General features: G+C 42.8%; 18 protein-coding genes and 1 tRNA gene. 11 read left to right on the forward strand and 8 right to left on the reverse strand.

Annotation, left to right across the window (positions count from 1 at the left end; all coding sequences use genetic code 11):
- Nucleotides 1–196 precede the first annotated feature (196 nt).
- The 5 genes from APA_RS15760 (at nucleotide 197) to APA_RS15780 (ending at nucleotide 3,648) form a co-directional block, all read left to right on the forward strand.
- A complete protein-coding gene (locus APA_RS15760; protein ID WP_201323218.1) occupies nucleotides 197–1,072 on the forward strand; it encodes a DUF928 domain-containing protein in 876 nt (291 codons plus the stop codon).
- Nucleotides 1,073–1,373: 301 nt separating this feature from the next.
- Nucleotides 1,374–1,691, forward strand: a complete 318-nt coding sequence (locus tag APA_RS15765; RefSeq protein ID WP_201323219.1) for a hypothetical protein — start codon at nucleotides 1,374–1,376, stop codon at nucleotides 1,689–1,691.
- A gap of 85 nt (nucleotides 1,692–1,776) precedes the next feature.
- Nucleotides 1,777–2,052 carry a YggT family protein gene (locus tag APA_RS15770; protein ID WP_201323220.1) on the forward strand — a complete coding sequence of 92 codons (276 nt, stop codon included), beginning with the start codon at nucleotides 1,777–1,779 and terminating at the stop codon, nucleotides 2,050–2,052.
- Between the two features lie 69 nt (nucleotides 2,053–2,121).
- Nucleotides 2,122–2,898, forward strand: coding sequence for an enoyl-ACP reductase FabI (fabI, locus tag APA_RS15775; protein WP_201323245.1), 777 nt, complete (start codon nucleotides 2,122–2,124; stop codon nucleotides 2,896–2,898).
- A gap of 66 nt (nucleotides 2,899–2,964) precedes the next feature.
- Entirely contained in the window at nucleotides 2,965–3,648 is a 684-nt protein-coding gene (locus APA_RS15780; protein ID WP_201323221.1) for a Crp/Fnr family transcriptional regulator, read from the forward strand.
- A gap of 50 nt (nucleotides 3,649–3,698) precedes the next feature.
- On the opposite strand, the gene APA_RS15785 is transcribed toward APA_RS15780, so the two are convergent.
- Together APA_RS15785 and APA_RS15790 are read right to left on the reverse strand one after the other, a co-directional pair.
- Nucleotides 3,699–4,703 carry a zinc-dependent alcohol dehydrogenase family protein gene (locus APA_RS15785; protein WP_201323222.1) on the reverse strand — a complete coding sequence of 335 codons (1,005 nt, stop codon included), beginning with the start codon at nucleotides 4,701–4,703 and terminating at the stop codon, nucleotides 3,699–3,701.
- A 175-nt stretch (nucleotides 4,704–4,878) separates the two neighbouring features.
- On the reverse strand, nucleotides 4,879–5,478 hold the full coding sequence (locus APA_RS15790; RefSeq protein WP_201323223.1) for a hypothetical protein: 600 nt from the start codon (nucleotides 5,476–5,478) through the stop codon (nucleotides 4,879–4,881).
- Nucleotides 5,479–5,815: 337 nt separating this feature from the next.
- On the opposite strand from APA_RS15790, the gene APA_RS15795 reads away from it, so the two are divergent.
- Nucleotides 5,816–6,274 (forward strand): single-stranded DNA-binding protein, encoded by a 459-nt coding sequence (locus APA_RS15795; RefSeq protein WP_201323224.1) that lies wholly within the window; start codon nucleotides 5,816–5,818, stop codon nucleotides 6,272–6,274.
- 45 nt (nucleotides 6,275–6,319) lie between these two features.
- Here APA_RS15795 and APA_RS15800 read toward each other — a convergent pair.
- Nucleotides 6,320–6,391, reverse strand: a tRNA-Thr gene (locus tag APA_RS15800).
- A 103-nt stretch (nucleotides 6,392–6,494) separates the two neighbouring features.
- On the opposite strand from APA_RS15800, the gene APA_RS15805 reads away from it, so the two are divergent.
- Nucleotides 6,495–8,180, forward strand: coding sequence for an alpha/beta hydrolase (locus tag APA_RS15805; protein WP_201323225.1), 1,686 nt, complete (start codon nucleotides 6,495–6,497; stop codon nucleotides 8,178–8,180).
- A 31-nt stretch (nucleotides 8,181–8,211) separates the two neighbouring features.
- Here APA_RS15805 and APA_RS15810 read toward each other — a convergent pair whose 3' ends face one another.
- Nucleotides 8,212–8,580 (reverse strand): phasin family protein, encoded by a 369-nt coding sequence (locus tag APA_RS15810; protein WP_201323226.1) that lies wholly within the window; start codon nucleotides 8,578–8,580, stop codon nucleotides 8,212–8,214.
- 184 nt (nucleotides 8,581–8,764) lie between these two features.
- Here APA_RS15810 and menE point away from each other — a divergent pair, with 184 nt between their 5' ends.
- From menE to APA_RS15830, 4 genes are all read left to right on the forward strand, one after another.
- Nucleotides 8,765–10,267, forward strand: a complete 1,503-nt coding sequence (gene menE / locus APA_RS15815; protein WP_201323227.1) for an o-succinylbenzoate--CoA ligase — start codon at nucleotides 8,765–8,767, stop codon at nucleotides 10,265–10,267.
- Nucleotides 10,268–10,451: 184 nt separating this feature from the next.
- Nucleotides 10,452–11,870: a diguanylate cyclase domain-containing protein gene (locus tag APA_RS15820; protein WP_201323228.1), complete on the forward strand. Its 1,419-nt coding sequence runs from the start codon at nucleotides 10,452–10,454 to the stop codon at nucleotides 11,868–11,870.
- 161 nt (nucleotides 11,871–12,031) lie between these two features.
- Nucleotides 12,032–13,375, forward strand: a complete 1,344-nt coding sequence (locus APA_RS15825; protein ID WP_236579603.1) for a cytochrome P450 — start codon at nucleotides 12,032–12,034, stop codon at nucleotides 13,373–13,375.
- A gap of 125 nt (nucleotides 13,376–13,500) precedes the next feature.
- Nucleotides 13,501–14,025, forward strand: coding sequence for a pentapeptide repeat-containing protein (locus tag APA_RS15830; protein WP_201323229.1), 525 nt, complete (start codon nucleotides 13,501–13,503; stop codon nucleotides 14,023–14,025).
- Between the two features lie 58 nt (nucleotides 14,026–14,083).
- Here the strand turns inward: APA_RS15830 and gyrA are convergent, their stop codons facing one another.
- The 4 genes from gyrA to APA_RS15850 all read right to left on the reverse strand — a co-directional run bounded on the left by gyrA (nucleotide 14,084) and on the right by APA_RS15850 (nucleotide 17,830).
- Nucleotides 14,084–16,780, reverse strand: coding sequence for a DNA gyrase subunit A (gyrA, locus tag APA_RS15835; protein ID WP_201323230.1), 2,697 nt, complete (start codon nucleotides 16,778–16,780; stop codon nucleotides 14,084–14,086).
- A 125-nt stretch (nucleotides 16,781–16,905) separates the two neighbouring features.
- Nucleotides 16,906–17,133 (reverse strand): type II toxin-antitoxin system HicA family toxin, encoded by a 228-nt coding sequence (locus APA_RS15840; RefSeq protein ID WP_201323231.1) that lies wholly within the window; start codon nucleotides 17,131–17,133, stop codon nucleotides 16,906–16,908.
- Complete coding sequence (locus APA_RS15845; protein ID WP_201323247.1) at nucleotides 17,134–17,343, reverse strand: type II toxin-antitoxin system HicB family antitoxin; 210 nt, start codon at nucleotides 17,341–17,343, stop codon at nucleotides 17,134–17,136.
- A gap of 280 nt (nucleotides 17,344–17,623) precedes the next feature.
- The gene (locus tag APA_RS15850) at nucleotides 17,624–17,830 is read right to left on the reverse strand and encodes a CopG family transcriptional regulator (RefSeq protein ID WP_201323232.1); all 207 of its coding nucleotides are present in this window, start codon (nucleotides 17,828–17,830) and stop codon (nucleotides 17,624–17,626) included.
- Nucleotides 17,831–17,875 lie beyond the last annotated feature (45 nt).

Genomic DNA, 17,875 nt, shown 5'->3' on the forward strand with positions numbered 1-17,875 from the left:
TACAGATTTTGGGGTTTTATATTTAATTGTGCCTAGCTACTTATTAGTTTTATAAAACACAAAATTTTTTGTACTTTATGGAACTTGTTAGCCCCAATTCTCGACCTTAAATCTATAGAAAATTTAGGCTTTGGTAAAGTGATGTTGTGCTGAAGCTAATAACAAAAAACTATGAACAACTGGGATGATTACAACCATGACTTCAACTAAGAATCAAATTAAAATCAGCATCAAAAAGGCGATCGCCCTCTGCACAATCTGTGTGGTCACGGTTGCTACTCCGAATATCTTTGTACCTTCTGCTTCTGCCCAATATGGCTTAGGTCTACCGAAATCAGCAGGTTCGGGGGGCGCAACTAGAAGCGTCGATTCTTTACCTCAGGTTACAATTCTTGTGCCTGGTGATGGGGCAAGAACCTTGGCATCTCGTCCGACATTTTATTGGTACATTGCTCCTCAAGATATTGCCGCAACTACCTCAAATCCGCCAACAACAGTTCCTCAAGTTGATGACGGTAAAGGCTCATTTAAAGTGACTTTCTTTTTGCGTGATGGCAATGAACGAGCTTCAAAATCTATCTTTAAGGCTGAAGGCAAAGCCCAAGGTGCAGGACTGTATAAATTTACTTTGCCCGAAAATGCTCCTGAGCTAAAAAAAGGAAAAGTTCAGCGTTGGCAAATTCGTTGGGAAGGTACTAGTGGTTCAGTGCAAGTTGATGTTAACGCTCTCATCCGTCGCGATGATGATCCTTTGGTCGCCAAAGCGATCGCCTCCGCCAAAAGCGATTTAGAAAAAGCTAGAATCTATGCGAAAAGTACCTATTGGTATGATGCGATCGATGCTTACACTAGTTGGATATCCAAAAATCCTAAGGACAATGAAGCTAGTGCTGAGCGCAGTAATTTATTAAAAGTAGGGTTGCCAAATAACCTAGCTTTTATAAATGTAAAGAAAGATGAGAAGGGGATCGAAACTGAAGAATTTGTTCCAGCTCGGTTTACTAACTTTCTGACCACATTAGATAAAAGCAAGCGTGCCCTATCTATATCATTAGAGTCTAAAAAAAATTAACAAGGTCAGAGCCTTTCAATTTTTTTACTTTTTTTCACAACCCAAAAAAATGAAAAGTGTTGCAAAGCAACACTTTTCATTTTTTTGGGTTCGGGTTTGAGCGCAAAGCGCTGTATGAAACTGATTTTGGTATTTTCAGCGCCTGCGGCGCTAAAAATACCAAAATCAGTTTTGTTGTCATTTTAGGATTGCTATACCAACAAAGTAAATCAAAATGATATGATGTGCCAAAATTCTAACTGTTTAAGTTAAGTAACGCTTAAGCAATATTCAATGTTGTTGAGATCGTTAGGGCAAATCTATGGCAGATAATTCAAGTAATTTTTGGGGAGGTTTTCTCTTCGGGGCTGCTGTGGGCGGCGTAGTTGGTGCATTGGTGGCGATTAAGCTCAGTGAGCCAGAGTCCGATTTGATGGATCAGCCATCTGATCGAGATCGCCTGATTGATAAACCTCCAACCTCTAATGAATTTGCTCGTCGTAATCTCGAAAAGAAAATCGCCCAACTTAACGCTGCGATCGATTCAGTTAGTCAAGAATTGGCTACGGCTGAAGGGAAAAATGGTAGCAAGCAAATATCAGTTGAATCATTACAAGATATGACTGTTGATGATAAGTGATGATAAAATCCTGATTTCTGCTGTATTCAGTAGAATAGTGGCATCTATAATTATTCAAATTGTCCTATAACCTCACAACCTAACTATGGCAGTCATTCTTGGTACAGTCAGCTCGTTTATCACGATCTATTTGGGTTTGCTATTTATTCGGGTCTTACTGACTTGGTTCCCAAACATTGATTGGTACAACCAACCATTTGCTGCCCTTGCTCAGATTACCGATCCTTATCTCAATATATTTCGTTCGATCATCCCACCTCTAGGAGGCATGGATATATCTCCAATGCTTGCCTTCCTTGCGCTTAGTTTTTTACAACGTGCTCTTGCTCCATTGGCTGCAAGCGCGAGTATGGGCTTTTAAGGTAAGCTTATTTCTAATTACAAATTACGAATTACGCTGCGTTCACGTTAGGAAATATACATGACGGGTTTGTTAGATTTGAGCGGGAAAACTGCTCTTGTGACTGGGATTGCCAACAATCGTTCGATCGCTTGGGGTATTGCCCAAAAGTTACATCAGGCTGGAGCTAAGCTTGGTATTACTTATTTGCCAGACGATCGCGATCGTAACAAAGGTAAAGTTGCTGAGTTGACCGATTCCTTGACACCGAGCTTTTTGTTGCCTTGCAATGTTCAGGATGACGCACAAGTAGATTCACTGTTTGCCTCAATAGCTGAGCAGTGGGAAAAAATTGATATTTTGGTGCATTGTCTAGCATTTGCCAATAAGGAAGATTTATCTGGCAACTTTACGGATATTTCTCGCTCAGGCTTTCAACTTGCCCTTGATGTGAGTGCTTACTCTCTGATCCATTTATGTCGTGCCGCAAGACCTCTGTTAAAAGATGGTGGTAGCGTGATTACTCTCACCTATATCGGTGGTGCAAAAGTTGTCCCTAACTATAATGTGATGGGGATCGCTAAGGCAGCATTAGAAATGAATGTGCGTTACCTCGCTTCAGATATGGGACCCGATAATATTCGGATCAATGCCATTTCTGCGGGACCAATTCGTACCCTTGCGTCGGCTGCGATCGGTGACTTCCACAAAATGTTGCACCATTATGAAGAAACAGCGCCTTTACGTCGCTTAGTTACCCCTGATGATGTAGGTAATGTGGCAACTTTCTTAGGCAGCGATCTTTCAAGCGCCGTAACTGGGCAAATTATCTATGTAGATGCTGGTTACGAAGTAATGGGTGCTTAATACACTCCTTTAGCTTTTGCGATCGCCAAAATTCTTGCTCACCAGATCAGTTTTTTTTAAATTCCCATGCAAACGGATATCTTCAAAGAGCTATTTCCACTATTCGATGCTGCTAGCGTCGAAACTTTGGAATGGCTCCTCGCTGAAGCAGTAGAACGTGACTATCCTCCTGGGCGAGCCGTGCTAATGGAGGATGCTTGGGGCAATGCTGTATATTTCATTCTTTCTGGCTGGCTAAAAGTTAGGTTTTTGAGAAGTCAGGATGCAACAACCCTAGCCATACTTGGTAATGGTGACTTTTTTGGAGAAATGGCGATTCTGGACGAATCACCAAGATCTACGGATGTTGTTGCTTTTACCCCAGTGCGTGTTCTGAGTGTTCCTGCACAAAAATTTATCCAGTTTTTATTTAAAGATCCGCAATTGCATCACCGTATGTTGCAATTGATGGTGCGACGGTTACGCAAAACCAATCAGCGCATTCAGTTACGCCAACAAGTGCCTGCGGTGCGGATTGCCACTATTCTTACTAGTTTGGCACAGACCTATGGCAGCAAGACTGATGCGGGGATTGATATTTTTAATATTCCTGTGCAGGATATTTCTGATCTTTCAGAGGTAAGCCCTGAGGACACTACCAAGGTGTTAGAAAAACTTAAAGAAAAGGGTTGGATTGTAATCGATCCTAAACGTCAGGTAATGAGTATTGCCAACGAAAAACAAATGTTGCAGTTAGCAACATTTCGCTAAAAACCAAAAGACGAGTGGCGGCGCTATGCGCCGCCACTCGTCTTTTGGTTTTAGATGGCGATCGCAATTTTTCCTGTCATTGATCCAGTTTCTAGTAATTGATGGGCTTTAGCAGTATCTGCAAGCTGGAATACCTCACTAACATGAACTTTTAGCTTGCCTGAGTCAAATAAATCTGCACATTCACTAAGAATTAGAGCTTGTTGAATTTGCAGCTCAGCCTGCCCAATTAACATCGGCGTGAGCATTAGTTCAAAGCTAAATCTCAGGTTACGGGTACGGGCGACTTTCCAGCTTATATCGGCAGGTGGTTCAAGAATAGTGAAAATATCACCATAGATTTTGACGGCAGGAAAAGTCTGCTCGATCAGTTTGCCACCAACTGTATCAAAGGCGAGATCTACACCTTCTCCATTTGTCCATGCGATCGCTGCATCCACAAAATCGGTCTGTTTATAGGCGATCGCTAAATCTGCACCCAAATCCCGAACAAATCGTCCTTTAGCTTCCGAGCCAACGGTCGTGCAGACCCTTGCGTTCCTGAGTTTTGCTAACTGAATCGCAACATGACCAACACCTCCTGCTCCTGCATGAATTAAGACATTGCGACTGGTTGGTGCAGATTGTAAATTGCCTCGATCGTATAGGGCTTCCCATGCAGTAATCAACACAAGGGGAGCGGCGGCGGCTTCTTCAAAACTAAGGGATTTTGGTTTATGAGCAGCGAATTTTTCGTCTATCGTGGTTAGCTCGGCATAGTTGCCTTGATGCAAACCCAGCCCACCGTTACAAAAATAAACCTGATCGCCTACTTTAAACTTAGTGACCTTTGCGCCGATCGCTTCTACAATTCCTGCACCATCACAACCGAGAATTGATGGTAAGCGATCGGGCTGAAATGTGCCACGGCTCCGCAGTTTTATATCAATGGGATTGATCCCGGCCGCTTTGAGTCGCACCAAAATCTCAGTCGGAGCTTGAATAGTTGGGTCTGGGATATCGGCAAGTTGCAGCACATTGGGATCGCCTGCTGCGGTCATCAAAATGGCTTTCATGGATTCTCCTTATGATTATCAATTTACAGCGCTTTGCGCTCAAACCCGAAGCAATAAATATTTTAAAAGTGTTGTGAAACAACACTTTTAAAATATTTACTGTGGTTATTTTGATCGAAAATTGCTGTAAAAGATGAGAGATGGCGCGAAGTGCCACCTCTCATCTTTGATGATTTTATTGTGGCGGCACAGTTGGTTGTGGGGGCGTAGTTGGTTTAGCGATCGGACTAGGTGGCTGACGAATGGTGTTACTGTCGCCAGAACGGGGAGCGTTCTGTACAGAGTGGGTTTGCCAATCGCCAAAAAATCGATTCAATGCTGTAAAACCTAAGGCTGCTGCACCGCTCATGATCGCTAATAACACAATGATTGTCGTCCAAGTCTCTACACTCTCAGCAATGCCATAACGAGTGCGATAGGGATCGATTTTGCACTGATTATCGCGATCGCGAGCAGTAATGGGGCGGCGGAACCGTAATCGATGATCGTCCAGCTTTTCTAATAAAATCCAGCCTGCTTGTGACTCTTCAGCACAGACTTTGTTCAAGATCTTGCGCCCGCGAAAACCACCGCTACTAGTACGCAAGATTTTAAATTCCCAGCCCTTAGGCTGATCGCTAGATGTGTTGGACTCGTAGCGAGTAAGGTTTTCTTCTTCCACTTCTTCCCGCCGCCTATTACCTTGTTTTGCTCGAAATATTCTGTCGATAATCACGGACTGAATCCCAACATCGAGAATGATAGTACTGATGATGATTGCATTGACGGTCAGCATATTTGCGTGACTAATCCTAATAGCAGCATAAGTAGCTAGGCATAATTAAATATAAAACCCCAAAATCTGTACCGCCCGCGCAGCGGGCGGTACAGATTTTGGTTCTATTTTTTAATTATGCCGAGGTACTTAGCTGCTTGATAATCAGCAAAAGTATACATGCTGATGTAGACTATTGCACTCAAGATTTTGCCTGAAATAACACCCAAAAACCAAAACTATTGTGGCAGGCTTTGCACTCCACAATAGTTTTGGTTTTTATTTAATTTGCGATCCTTAGCGATCGCGATATTATGATGATTAATAAAAATAAGCCGTAAGCTTTTGATACAACCCTATGAACTCTATTGTCCTAATGGCAGAAGTGCTAACCGATCCAGAACTACGCCGCACTCCTGATAATCAAAGCTCGATCGCTTCATTTCTTGTCCAGTTTGCAGGTGGACGTGCCGAAGATGCACCTTATCGGATCAAGGTCGTAGGCTGGAATAGTCTGGCGGATGAGATGGTTGAGAAATATCATAAAGGCGATCAAGTTGTCGTTGAAGGTCGGTTGCGTCTCGATACAGTTGATCGCGGTACTTACAAAGAAAAGCGTACAGAACTGATTGCCCAGCGTGTTCACAGTTTTGGAGTGAGCGGTAGTACTGCGAACAATGCTTCTGCGCCACCTGCACGCACAGAAAGAATCGCCAATACTTCTGCCCCTGCTCCTAACGTTGTTCCAATGTCAACATATGTGCCTGTAGCAGCACCCGCAGCCGATGCGCCTGATTATGACGATATTCCATTTTAAAAAAACAAGAGAGAACGCAAAGCGCTCTCTCTTGTTTTAATATTAAGCCGATGATGAGATTTGAACTCACGGCCTGCTGATTACGAATCAGCTGCACTACCCCTGTGCTACATCGGCATGTTAGTCGAGCTAGTTAAACACGAATTTTTTTGCGACTGCTATTATAGCATCATCGCACACCTTTCATAATCTACAAAAATCGATATTCAAGGGGTTTGTTATGGGGAGTTTAAGACTAAAGTTGCCCGATCGCAAAACTTTGATCGCATCCCTAGGATTTGGAATAGCGATCGCAATAAGCAATATTTTTGCTAATCCAACACCAGCCTATAGCGCTGAACAAATTCGCTTTTGGTATGCCCCTTTTGGTGAATTTACAATCTATGTTAGTGATTTAGAAAAATTTGCGAAAGAAGACAAACTAACCAAGCGCTTAGAGTTCTATCTAGAAAGATTATCGCCTCAACAACAAACTCAACTTCGCGAAGCATTAACTACCCGCTACAACCTCAGTCATATCACAGCATCTCAGTTTTCCTATTCCCCAATAGGTGAGATTTTGGTGCGGCGATTAGGCAGGATTTTGCAAATGACTCCAGAGCTAAATGGGTTTTCAGCATTGCGGGCATCGTTGATTCTCTCAGCTCAAAGTAAAGACGGGCTTAGCATTCTTAATCTATTACAGCGGTATCCAGTTCCCATTATTTATTTAGACTTGCCTCGCGGACTTCAGGCTTATGCAGAAGTCTCGCAATTGCTCTACAAAAAGGAACAAGCGATCGCCGCAATCGAAAAGCAAGCGATCGCTGAATCTCAGAATAGTCAGAATGAGAATAAAGCTCTAGTAAATCCTCAAAAAGATCTACGAGTTGCTGGAGAAGTGAAATGGACTAAAGAGCAATTTACTTATTTGCAACGCGATCGCAATGTCAAAATATCGGCGGATATATATATACCCCAAGGATTAACATCTCCAGCACCGCTAATTGTGATTTCCCATGGACTAGCTTCTAATCCCGACACTTTGCAATATCTATCACAGCACCTCGCTTCTCATGGATTTGCTGTGGCTACATTAGAGCATCCCAAAACTGGCAGCCGTGACTTTGCCGCGTTTCTGTCTGGATTGAGTAAAGCGCCACAAACAGAAGAAGCATTGCAACGCCCCTATGATGTGAAGTATTTACTAGATGCATTGGAGCAAAAGGTTAAAACCGATCCCCAATGGCGCGATCGCATCAATACAGAACAAGTGGGGTTGATTGGTCATTCATTAGGTGGCTATACAGTTTTTACCTTGGCAGGCGCTCAACTTAACTTCAATCAAATCAATAAAGAATGCAGCATTCCTGAGCCTAATGTCTCTTCTTTTAATATTTCTAAGATTTTGCAATGTCGATTTAGCTCTTTGGATGCTAATAACATCAATCTCAGCGATCGCCGAGTCAAGGCTGTACTAGCCCTAAACCCTCTTGGCGGTAGTGCATTGTTAGGTAAAGAAGGCATCCAAACCATCAAGATTCCCATTGCCATCTTTTCCAGTGGCGATGATTTATTTACGCCTGCGGTTCCTGAACAGTTTTTTCCATTTGTTTGGTTAACGAGTGCAAACAAATATTTAGTAACTTTCCCAAAGGGAACGCATTTCTCTTTCTTAGAAAGAAGCGATCGCGGTGTATTGGTTGTTCCAGAAACAATATTAGGCGAAAAGCCTGAATTTACACATCCCTACACAAAGGCGTTAAGCCTTGCATTTTTTCAAACTCATCTTAATAAGCGTCCTGAATTTGGGGCTTATCTCACTAATGCTTATGTGCAATCAATCGCATCTCCTCGATTCCCAGCCTTATTGACTACTAATTTCTCAGAGGCTCAACTGCTGCAATCACTAGGAGATTTTCCATAAGAAGTAGCGCTTTGCAGCGCTACTTCTTTTCTTATTTCTGTAGTCGTTTAAGTTCATCTTGTAAAGCTTGAACTTTGCTTTTGAGAGAATCCACATCGCTTACAGTTTGATTAGAATCGCCATCTTCCTCATCATCGATCGAGATCGTGCGTGGAGCATCTTTGCCGCTAGGATTTGGGGAGCTTTCACCGATTGGCTTTTGAGAGTTACGCACTAGGTCATCAACAAATTTTCTTGCTTCATCAGTTGTCATTTCGCCGCGTTCGACTAGGTCGTCAGCTAGTTTACTAGCCTGTGTACGAAGTTCGCCAAGGGTCTCGCCTGCTTTTTCACCTGCGACAGTCGCCAAGCCCAGACCTAGATAAAATGCTTTTTGGACGATGCCACCAAATGGATTCATTGTCATTACTCCATAAAATTTTATGATAGTCATTGTGGATAAGTAGCTAAGCACAATTAAATATAAAATCCCAAAATCTGTGCCGCCCGCTGCGCGGGTGGTACAGATTTTGGCTCTGGTTTTTAATTATGTTTAGCTACTTATTGCAAAGCAATATCCACAATGACTATCATATCTCGATATTATGAAATTTCCCAACTGGCTATCACAACAAGCTATTCAGAAAAAAGATGCGATCGCGCTTATCTTTAGATCTCCTTTTTATCCAGAAGTAGAACGCTGGACATATGCGGAGTTGGAAACCGAAGTTAATCATTGGGTAGAACGTTTACAAGCATTGGGAATAAAATCTGGAGATCGTATTGGCTTATTACTTACAAACCATCCCAGATATATAATTCTTGTTCATGCATTAGTGAAGTGTAAAGCGATCGCAGTTTTTCTAAATATTCGCCTCACTGCTGAAGAATTGCGTTGGCAGATAGAAGATAGTCAAGCTAAATATTTGCTTTGTGATGAGCTTACTAAATCAACTGTAAACAATCTGGATAAACAAATCGATCGTTTAATCATTTCTGAAATATCTAGTTTTCCTCTGCTAAATTTTCAATTAAATAGCTGTAAACCTAGCAGCGAAAGTATAGATTTGGAAAGTATACAGGGGATTTTCTATACGTCTGGAACAACTGGTAAGCCCAAGGCAGTTCCATTAAGCTTTAGCAATCATTTTTATAGCGCGATCGCATCAGCTTTAAATTTAGGTATAGAGCCAAACGATAACTGGCTGCTCTGTATGCCATTGTTTCATGTAGGAGGATTGGCGATCGCATGGCGCAGTGTGATTAATGGAACTATGATTACGCTTTTACCAAAATTTGATGAGCAGGAAGTTTTAGATGCGATCGCCATTGAGAAAGTGACAATTATTTCGCTTGTGCCAACAATGCTGAACCGTTTATTGCAACATCCTCAATGGCAAAACCTTCAGAAATTACGTGCAATTTTATTAGGCGGTGCACCCGCGAGTCTAGAACTAATTGAACGCTGTCTGCGATTAAATTTACCGATAAGCCCTACCTATGGCATGACTGAAACGGCTTCGCAAATAACCACACTTTCACCCTGCGAAGCAGTTAATAAGAGAGATTCCTCAGGGTTACCACTTTTTGGGAATCAACTGCGGATTGTCGATGATAATCAGCAAGATCTTGATGTTGGTGCGATCGGGCAAATTCTCGTTCAAGGTGCAAGTGTGATGAATGGTTATCTCAATCAACCTGAAAATAATACTATTCAAGATGGTTGGTTGCATACAGGTGATGTAGGCTATCTCGATCGCGAAGGCTATCTCTATGTCATCAGTCGTCGTTCTGATTTGATTATTAGTGGTGGTGAAAATATTTATCCGACGGAAATTGAGACGATTTTACTAGAACATCCTGCGATCGCAGAGGCTTGCGTTGTAGGCATAAGCGATCGCGAATGGGGCGAAATAGTTACTGCCGTAATCGTGACTGATATTCAATTGTCGCTGGAAGAAATCAGAAATTTTTGCGAGCAGAAATCCTTGGCGCGATACAAATTACCCAAGTCTGTCTATATTTGGGAATCTCTCCCCAAAACGGCTTCTGGCAAATTATTGCGTCAAGAAATGCGCGATCGCATACATCGCTTTGTACTTCAGTAAAATCCGATCTGTTTTTGAGTGTGCTGCCATGTAATATTCCGTAAATCGTCACAATCCAAATGATTTACGGAAGTTATTTAAGCTTGCAATAAGGGATTGGCAGTCCAATAAAGAACTCTAACTATATAATTAGGTAAAAACTCTATTCATTCGGAATAAAAAGCAACGTGACAAATTTAAAATAATGATATTCCAAGAAATTCCTGATACACCGATTCAAACCTCCTTTTTAGCCTTACCACCATCAACATCGATTAAGAAAGCGATCGGAATGATGGCAGAAGTTCGCGCAAGTTGTGCCATCATCATTGAAAATCAAAAACTGTTAGGAATTTTCACTGAACGCGATGTTGTCAGAATCACGACAAACTCATCCCTTATTGAAACTCTGACTTTAGCTGAGTTAATGACGAAAGAAGTCATTACACTGAAACTTTCTGACACCAAAGATATCTTTACGCTATCACGACTCTTTAGCAGAAATCGAATTCGCCACCTTCCTGTTTTAGACGAGCAGAATCAGGTTGTGGGAGTTGTTACTCCGCACAGTATCCGCAACCTCTTAAAACCAGAATATTTGCTGCGTTATGTCCGCGTAATGGAAGTAATGAGTCAACAGGTAATATATGGATTGCCCTCTGACTCAATCCTTGTTGTCGCTCAACAAATGGCGATCCATCGGGTTAGTTGTATTGTTATTGTCGATCCGCAAACCTTATTTCCCATTGGCATTCTCACTGAGCGAGATGTTGTAAAGTTTCATCACCTAAATTTAGATTTTACGCAAGTTCCCGCTCAAGACGTGATGAGTACACCACTCTCGACAATGTGTCCGCATGACTCGCTTTGGAGCGTTCATCAACGAATGCAAGATTTAAATGTTCGCCGATTAGTCATTAAGCAACCAACGGGTGAATTGGCTGGGATTGTAACTCAAACGCAAATGCTAAAAATGCTCGATCCGACCGAAATGTATCACGTTATGGCGCAAATGCAGGAGATCATCGATCGACAGACGAACGAATTACAGCAACTCAATCAGAGATTACAACTTGCAAATGGAGAACTTGAGAAGTTGTCAACGATGGATGAACTCACGCAAATTGAGAACCGTCGCCGATTTAATGAATTTCTTGCCCATGAATGGAAACGCCTAGAATATCTTGGTAAACCTTTATCTCTAATCATGTGCGATATCGATCACTTCAAATCCTATAACGATACATATGGTCATTTGGCGGGCGATGAATGTTTAGTCAAAATTGCTAAATCTCTTAGAGAAGCAACAAGACAAACTTCGGATTTAGTAGCCCGTTATGGTGGTGAAGAGTTTGTTGTGGTTCTATCAAATACCAATAGTGATGGAGCTGAGCGCGTTGCCCAAAATATTCTTACGCAAATTCAAACGCTGCAAATTCCCCATGCTTCTTCTGAAATCATGGGCTTCGTCACTATTAGTTTAGGGGTCGCTACGGTAATTCCCAAGCAAAGTAGTTCACCAGCTATGTTATTACAGGTTGCAGACGAACTCCTCTATCAATCTAAGCGACAAGGGCGAAACACTTACAACTGCAAACTTATCGCAACGAATTCATCTATATAACAGTTTGCGATCTAAAGGACCACAATATTTTTGTTCAAAGTGCTGCAAAGCAGCACTTTGAACAAAAATATTGTGATTCTAGTTTCAGGGCAAATCACTGTGAGACTAGTAACAAAGATAAAATAGCAAAAGCCATTTAATCTCATTTAATCTCTATCATTATGAATCAAGATTCTGAAACCTTCAATTCTCAATCGATGAATCTCCCCCCTGGGCAGTTGGGATTACCAATCCTTGGGCAAACCTTACAGTTTCTCTTCGATCGCAAATTTGCGGAGAAACAATATGCCAAGTACGGCGCGATCTCTAAAACTAGCTTGCTTGGTAGACCCACAGTATTGATGATTGGCTCTGAGGCTGCGGAATTTGTGCTGTCTAGTCATATGGAATGCTTCTCGTGGAAAGAGGGGTGGCCAGATAATTTCAAGATGCTGCTAGGAGAATCGCTATTCTTGCAAGACGGTGAAGAACATCGCCGCAATCGCCGACTGATGATGCCCGCCTTTCATGGACAAGCTTTAACTGGCTATTTCTCAACGATGGAAGAAATCACACAGCGATATTTGGCTAAATGGACAAAAAAGGGAGAATTTAATTGGTTTGATGAATTCAAAAAACTGACCTTTGAGATTGCTAGTCAACTTTTGATTGGGGCGAATGCAGGTGATGATGTGGAGAGATTAAGTAAATTATTTGCGACTTTAACGAATGACTTATTTGCGATCGCGCCTTTAGATCTACCATTTACCACCTTGGGCAAAGCGCTGAAAGCACGCGATCGCCTATTGCAACACCTCACTCAAGTTGTACGGGAACGCCAGCAAAATCCCACTAATGACGTGCTGAGTATGTTGGTACAGGCGCAAGATGAAGATGGAGGGCGCTTTAGTCTGGAAGAATTGAAAGCACAAGCGATGCTGATGTTGTTTGCAGGACATGAAACCACAACTTCGATGTTAACTTGGTTTTGTTTAGAATTAGGTCGTCATCCTCAAGTTTTAGAACGCGCTCGACAAGAGCAAAGGTTACTAACGCAAACAGGTAAGTTAAATCTAGAACAAATCGGACAAATGCCTTATCTCGATCAAATTTTTCAAGAGATTGAGCGCTTACGTCCGCCTGTTGGTGGTGGATTTCGGGGTGTGGTCAAGCCATTTGATTTTAATGGCTATCATGTTCCTAAAGGCTGGCTAGTTCTCTATTCGATTATGATTACCCATAAGCAAAAAGATATTTACCCCAATCCTGACAAGTTTGATCCCGATCGCTTTAGTAGCGATCGCCAAGAACACAAACAGAAACCCTTTAGCCTGATTGGGTTTGGCGGTGGTGCAAGGATTTGTATTGGGATTGCATTTGCCAAACTAGAAATGAAAATTATTGCTGCTCATCTATTACGCAATTATCAATGGGAAATTTTGCCTTCCCAAAATCTAGAACCATTTCCAATCCCAACTCTTCGACCTAAAGATGGACTCAAAGTAAAGTTTCAGCCATTAACATAATTAAAAGAAAATGTGGCGCAAAGCACCACATTTTCTTTTTACAGCACAAAGAAACTTAGAAAACCGCTATAATTCAAGGCGATCGCTAGAGTTACTTAAGCATAAATAATCTAGGTATTGGTAACATGACAAAGGTAAATAGCGCCGAACAATTGCTAGAACATTACAGACAAGGAGAGCGGAACTTTGAAGGCTCCAACTTAGATGGTGCTAACTTAAGTGCATTGGACTTAAAAGAAATTAACTTGAGTAGATCTAGCCTGAGAAAAGCCGACCTTACAAGCACAGATTTAAGTAAGGCAATTTTATTTCAAGCAGACCTATCAACAGCAATATTGAATCGAGTCGAACTCAGTCAAGCAAATTTAACAGGTGCAAATCTTAGTCGTTCCTTAATTACTGGGGGAATTCTCAAAAAGACTATTTTATTAAAAGCATCTTTAAATGGAGCGATTCTAATCGGGGCAAATTTGACACAGGCAAGACTTCGGCAAGCAGACTTAAGCGATGCAAATCTAAGTAGTGCAAACTTATCGGAAGCAGTAATCACAGAAGCCAAATTTACACAAGCAAAATATAGCGTAAGCACAAATTTTCCCGTTGGTTTCGACCCCATTATTGCGGATATGCGAATTCAGGAAAGTGATTAAAAAAAACAGGTTTGATAAGCAAAGCTCATCAAACCTGTTTTTGATCTAGAGAATTTTTCTATTCTTCAGTTTCTGGCTCTATAGCTTCAGCAACTGCTTCAGCAACTGCTTCAGCAATAACTTCAACAGCAGCGATCTCTACATCACCATTTTGGATTTCCACTTCTTCGATTTCCTCTTCCAACGCAGGAGGAACTAGAGTTGCACCAACGATCGCATCGGATGCATCCAATCTTTGTAGACGCACACCTCTTGCAGTACGAGACTGACAAGCGATCGCATCGGTAGATTGCCGCATGACGATACCGCGACTGGTGACAATCATCAGTTCATTCTGTTCATCGACTAAACAGAGTGAAGCCAGTTGATCTTGTCCAGACTTGAATTTGGTGACACGCAAACCTTTGCCAGCTCGTTTTTGAATGCGGAATTGGTTGACAGGAACTCGCTTACCATAGCCGCCTCTAGTCACGACTAGTACCCAAGGCCCTTGGGCTTTTTCGGTTCCTACTTCAGCTTCAACTTCTAGACTCTCGTCTTCACTCAAAGTTTCAGTAGCAGTTAGAGTCAAATCAATTTCTTCCTCAGACTCTTCAGCCTCGATTTCTGCAAGCCCCGCAGGAATAATGTCCATACTCACGATCAAGTCATCTCCAGTCAGACGCATAGATCGCACGCCGCGAGTATCACGCCCCATTGGGCGCAATTGCTCATGATCTGTACGGAAGCGGATCGACATGCCTTGGCGCGAACCGACGATAATTGTGTTGTCGGCTTTGGCTCGTCTGACCCAGCGCAGTAAATCACCTTCTTCGAGAGCGATCGCAATTAGACCATTGGAACGAATATTCGCGAAGGCAGGAAGCTTGGTTTTTTTGATATATCCGCCAGCCGTAAGCATTACCAGATATTCATCTTCACTAAACTCGCTGATCGGTAAAACCGTAGTGATTTTTTCGTCAGCAGCGATCGGTAATAGCTGCACGACGGCTGTACCACGAGCAGCGCGACCAGATTCAGGAACCTCGTAAGCCTTGACTCCATAGACTTTACCGCGATCGGTAAAGAAGAGAACTTTATCATGACTACGACAGGCGAAGAAATGCGCGATCGCATCATCATCCTTGACGTTGGCGCTAGCTTTGCCGCGTGTGGCACGATGCTGAGCCGTGAAAGTGTCAACAGGCATCCGTTTTACATAGCCTTGCTCCGTCACCATCACGATTGTTTCGCGATTGGCTATCAAGTCGGCAGTATCGATATCGCCTTCATTGGGTAGGATGCGAGAGCGGCGGGGTGTTGTAAATTCGAGTTTGATTGCTTCCAATTCTTCACGGGTAATCGTGAGAATGCGATCGCGATTGGCGAGGATGTGTTGCAGATCGGCAATTTTAGCGACTAATTGATCGTGCTCGTCATGAATCTTATCCGCATCTTGAGCTGTCAAGCGGCGCAACTGCATCGCCAGAATTGCGTCAGCTTGAGCTTCTGAAAGTCCATAGCTTTCAATCAATCCCAACTTCGCAGAACTGCTATCATCCGCCGCTCGAATCAGGGCAATTACTGCATCCAAATGATTCAGAGCAATTAATAGACCTTGCAGTAGATGATCGCGTTCTTCAGCTTTACGCAGTTCGTACTGAGTACGGCGCGTAATTACTTCATAACGGAAATCTAGGAATACTTGCAAGGCATGACGTAGCGTCAGGGTGATGGGTTCTCCATCTACCAGCGCCAACATGTTGCAACTGAAGTTCGATTGCAGAGGTGTGGATTTGTAGAGATTATTTAACACCACTTTAGGATAGGCATCGCGCTTCAGTTCGATCACTAAACGCATACCATCGCGATCGCTTTCGTCACGAATATCAGAAATGCCATCAATTTTCTTCTCATTGACCATTTCCGCGATGCGTTCGATCAGCGCCGCCTTATTGGTTTGGTAAGGCATTTCCGTGATGATAATTGCCTCACGATCTTGTCGTCCAGAAGCAGAAATAGTCTCAAAGCTAGCCACTGCTCGCATGGTCACGGAGCCGCGCCCAGTCGTATAGGTTTCGCGAGCGCCATCGGTTCCTAAAATCAAAGCGCCAGTTGGGAAGTCGGGACCTGGAATATATTGCATCAATTCCAAATCCGTCAGCATGGGATCAGCAATCAGCGCCACTAATCCATCTACCAACTCGCCCAAATTGTGCGGCGGAATATTTGTCGCCATCCCCACGGCAATCCCTGAGGAGCCATTCAGCAATAACTGGGGAATTCTGGCAGGCAATACTAGAGGCTCTTGTTGTGAGCCGTCATAGTTGTCACCAAAGTTAACCGTATCACGCTCGATATCCTGAATCAGCCCAAACTGTGAGATGCGGGTCAGCCGACATTCGGTATATCGCATCGCGGCGGCGGGGTCATTATCGACGGAGCCAAAGTTACCGTGACCATCGACCATGCGATCGCGCATCGAAAAGTCCTGCGCCATCCGCACCAGTGCTTCATACACGGCGGTATCACCGTGGGGGTGATATTTACCAATTACGTCACCGACCACACGGGCACATTTCCGAAACGGGCGATCGGCGGTCATGCCCAACTCGTGCATTGCGAAGAGAATGCGGCGATGTACAGGCTTGAGTCCATCACGGGCATCGGGCAGGGCGCGACCGACGATCACGCTCATGGCATATTCCAGATACGATCGCGACATTTCGCCACGCAGATCTGTTGGAATAATCCGATCTTCTAAGATATCAGTCATACGGCTACTCAAATTCTCCTTGCATTGCTTGGCAGTGCTTGCCCCGTGTGATATAGGCAATTCTTACTAAGTGTCTCTACTATTATAAGGCTTTGCGGGTTTACAAGGAGATTTCGTAAGCAGTACTAAGCCAATAAATCGATTAATTGCTCTTTTGTGAGATCGGCATCGCGCAAGATTTTGAGGAGTAAGCCTTTACCGATAGTTTTGCCTGAATGGACGGGAATTGTTACAACTCTCCCATCTTCATGTTTCATCCGAACATGACTACCTTTTTGCCTCACGTTTTCAAAGCCTATTTTTGTCAAAGCTGCAATCAGTTCTTTGCTGGTGAGATCTGGTAATTTTGCCATTTAGACCACCAGTTTCTGAACGCCAATAAATTCAGTGAAAGTTTCTTCGGCAAGTTCTTCAAGACATATTTCAATGACTTCTCGCATATTTAGCATTAGTTCGTCAATGGTATCTCCTTGGCTATAACAAGCGCGAAGTTGCGGAACTTCACCAATGTATACACCATCTTCATCTCTTTCGATGACTACATAAAACTCTTTACCTTTCATCATTTCATTCCTCTATTTTGTGCGTCAGTCATTACAACTCTAATCAAATCTTTGTTTAGCTATTTGGGTCTTTTGAGTTCATGGGGATAAGCGCAGCTAATAGTAGCCAGAAGCTTAACCGAGCAAAAGTTATAGCCTTATCATGTCGCGAATAATTGTATCAATAATCCACCATTTACCCCTTAAACCCAGAAGACCCAGCTATTTTTTGTTTGATTATTGGTTTCGATTAGTTTCAATTATTTTTGAAGTGCGTCAGTGATCGCTTTAATCATTCTTTTTAAAGTAATTCGTCTACCCGTTCAGAGAGATCGGAGATTCCACTTTTGCCCATACCAACGCATTTAGGCAATGTCTTTTTCTTATTCACAACATAAAGTTGGATTGCTTCTTGAATAATTTCCGAAGGTGTTTTTCCTCCTTGTACTGATAGTTGCTCAAGGATTTGTTCGGTTTCTTGGGGAAGATATATAACGGTGGGTTTCATAAAATAAGGAGAGGGTATTGCCAAGGTATTATTTTTTATCTCAAG

The organism is Pseudanabaena sp. lw0831 (assembly GCF_016584665.1).
Lineage (GTDB): Bacteria > Cyanobacteriota > Cyanobacteriia > Pseudanabaenales > Pseudanabaenaceae > Pseudanabaena.

Bases quoted from the DNA above. Each gene is read 5' to 3' on its own strand.
- APA_RS15760 (WP_201323218.1), top strand. From the start codon at position 197: ATGACTTCAACTAAGAATCAAATTAAAATCAGCATCAAAAAGGCGATC.
- APA_RS15765 (WP_201323219.1), top strand. From the start codon at position 1,374: ATGGCAGATAATTCAAGTAATTTTTGGGGAGGTTTTCTCTTCGGGGCT.
- APA_RS15770 (WP_201323220.1), top strand. From the start codon at position 1,777: ATGGCAGTCATTCTTGGTACAGTCAGCTCGTTTATCACGATCTATTTG.
- APA_RS15780 (WP_201323221.1), top strand. From the start codon at position 2,965: ATGCAAACGGATATCTTCAAAGAGCTATTTCCACTATTCGATGCTGCT.
- APA_RS15785 (WP_201323222.1), bottom strand. From the start codon at position 4,703: ATGAAAGCCATTTTGATGACCGCAGCAGGCGATCCCAATGTGCTGCAA.
- APA_RS15790 (WP_201323223.1), bottom strand. From the start codon at position 5,478: ATGCTGACCGTCAATGCAATCATCATCAGTACTATCATTCTCGATGTT.
- APA_RS15795 (WP_201323224.1), top strand. From the start codon at position 5,816: ATGAACTCTATTGTCCTAATGGCAGAAGTGCTAACCGATCCAGAACTA.
- APA_RS15805 (WP_201323225.1), top strand. From the start codon at position 6,495: ATGGGGAGTTTAAGACTAAAGTTGCCCGATCGCAAAACTTTGATCGCA.
- APA_RS15810 (WP_201323226.1), bottom strand. From the start codon at position 8,580: ATGAATCCATTTGGTGGCATCGTCCAAAAAGCATTTTATCTAGGTCTG.
- menE (WP_201323227.1), top strand. From the start codon at position 8,765: ATGAAATTTCCCAACTGGCTATCACAACAAGCTATTCAGAAAAAAGAT.
- APA_RS15820 (WP_201323228.1), top strand. From the start codon at position 10,452: ATGATATTCCAAGAAATTCCTGATACACCGATTCAAACCTCCTTTTTA.
- APA_RS15825 (WP_236579603.1), top strand. From the start codon at position 12,032: ATGAATCAAGATTCTGAAACCTTCAATTCTCAATCGATGAATCTCCCC.
- APA_RS15830 (WP_201323229.1), top strand. From the start codon at position 13,501: ATGACAAAGGTAAATAGCGCCGAACAATTGCTAGAACATTACAGACAA.
- gyrA (WP_201323230.1), bottom strand. From the start codon at position 16,780: ATGACTGATATCTTAGAAGATCGGATTATTCCAACAGATCTGCGTGGC.
- APA_RS15840 (WP_201323231.1), bottom strand. From the start codon at position 17,133: ATGGCAAAATTACCAGATCTCACCAGCAAAGAACTGATTGCAGCTTTG.
- APA_RS15845 (WP_201323247.1), bottom strand. From the start codon at position 17,343: ATGAAAGGTAAAGAGTTTTATGTAGTCATCGAAAGAGATGAAGATGGT.
- APA_RS15850 (WP_201323232.1), bottom strand. From the start codon at position 17,830: ATGAAACCCACCGTTATATATCTTCCCCAAGAAACCGAACAAATCCTT.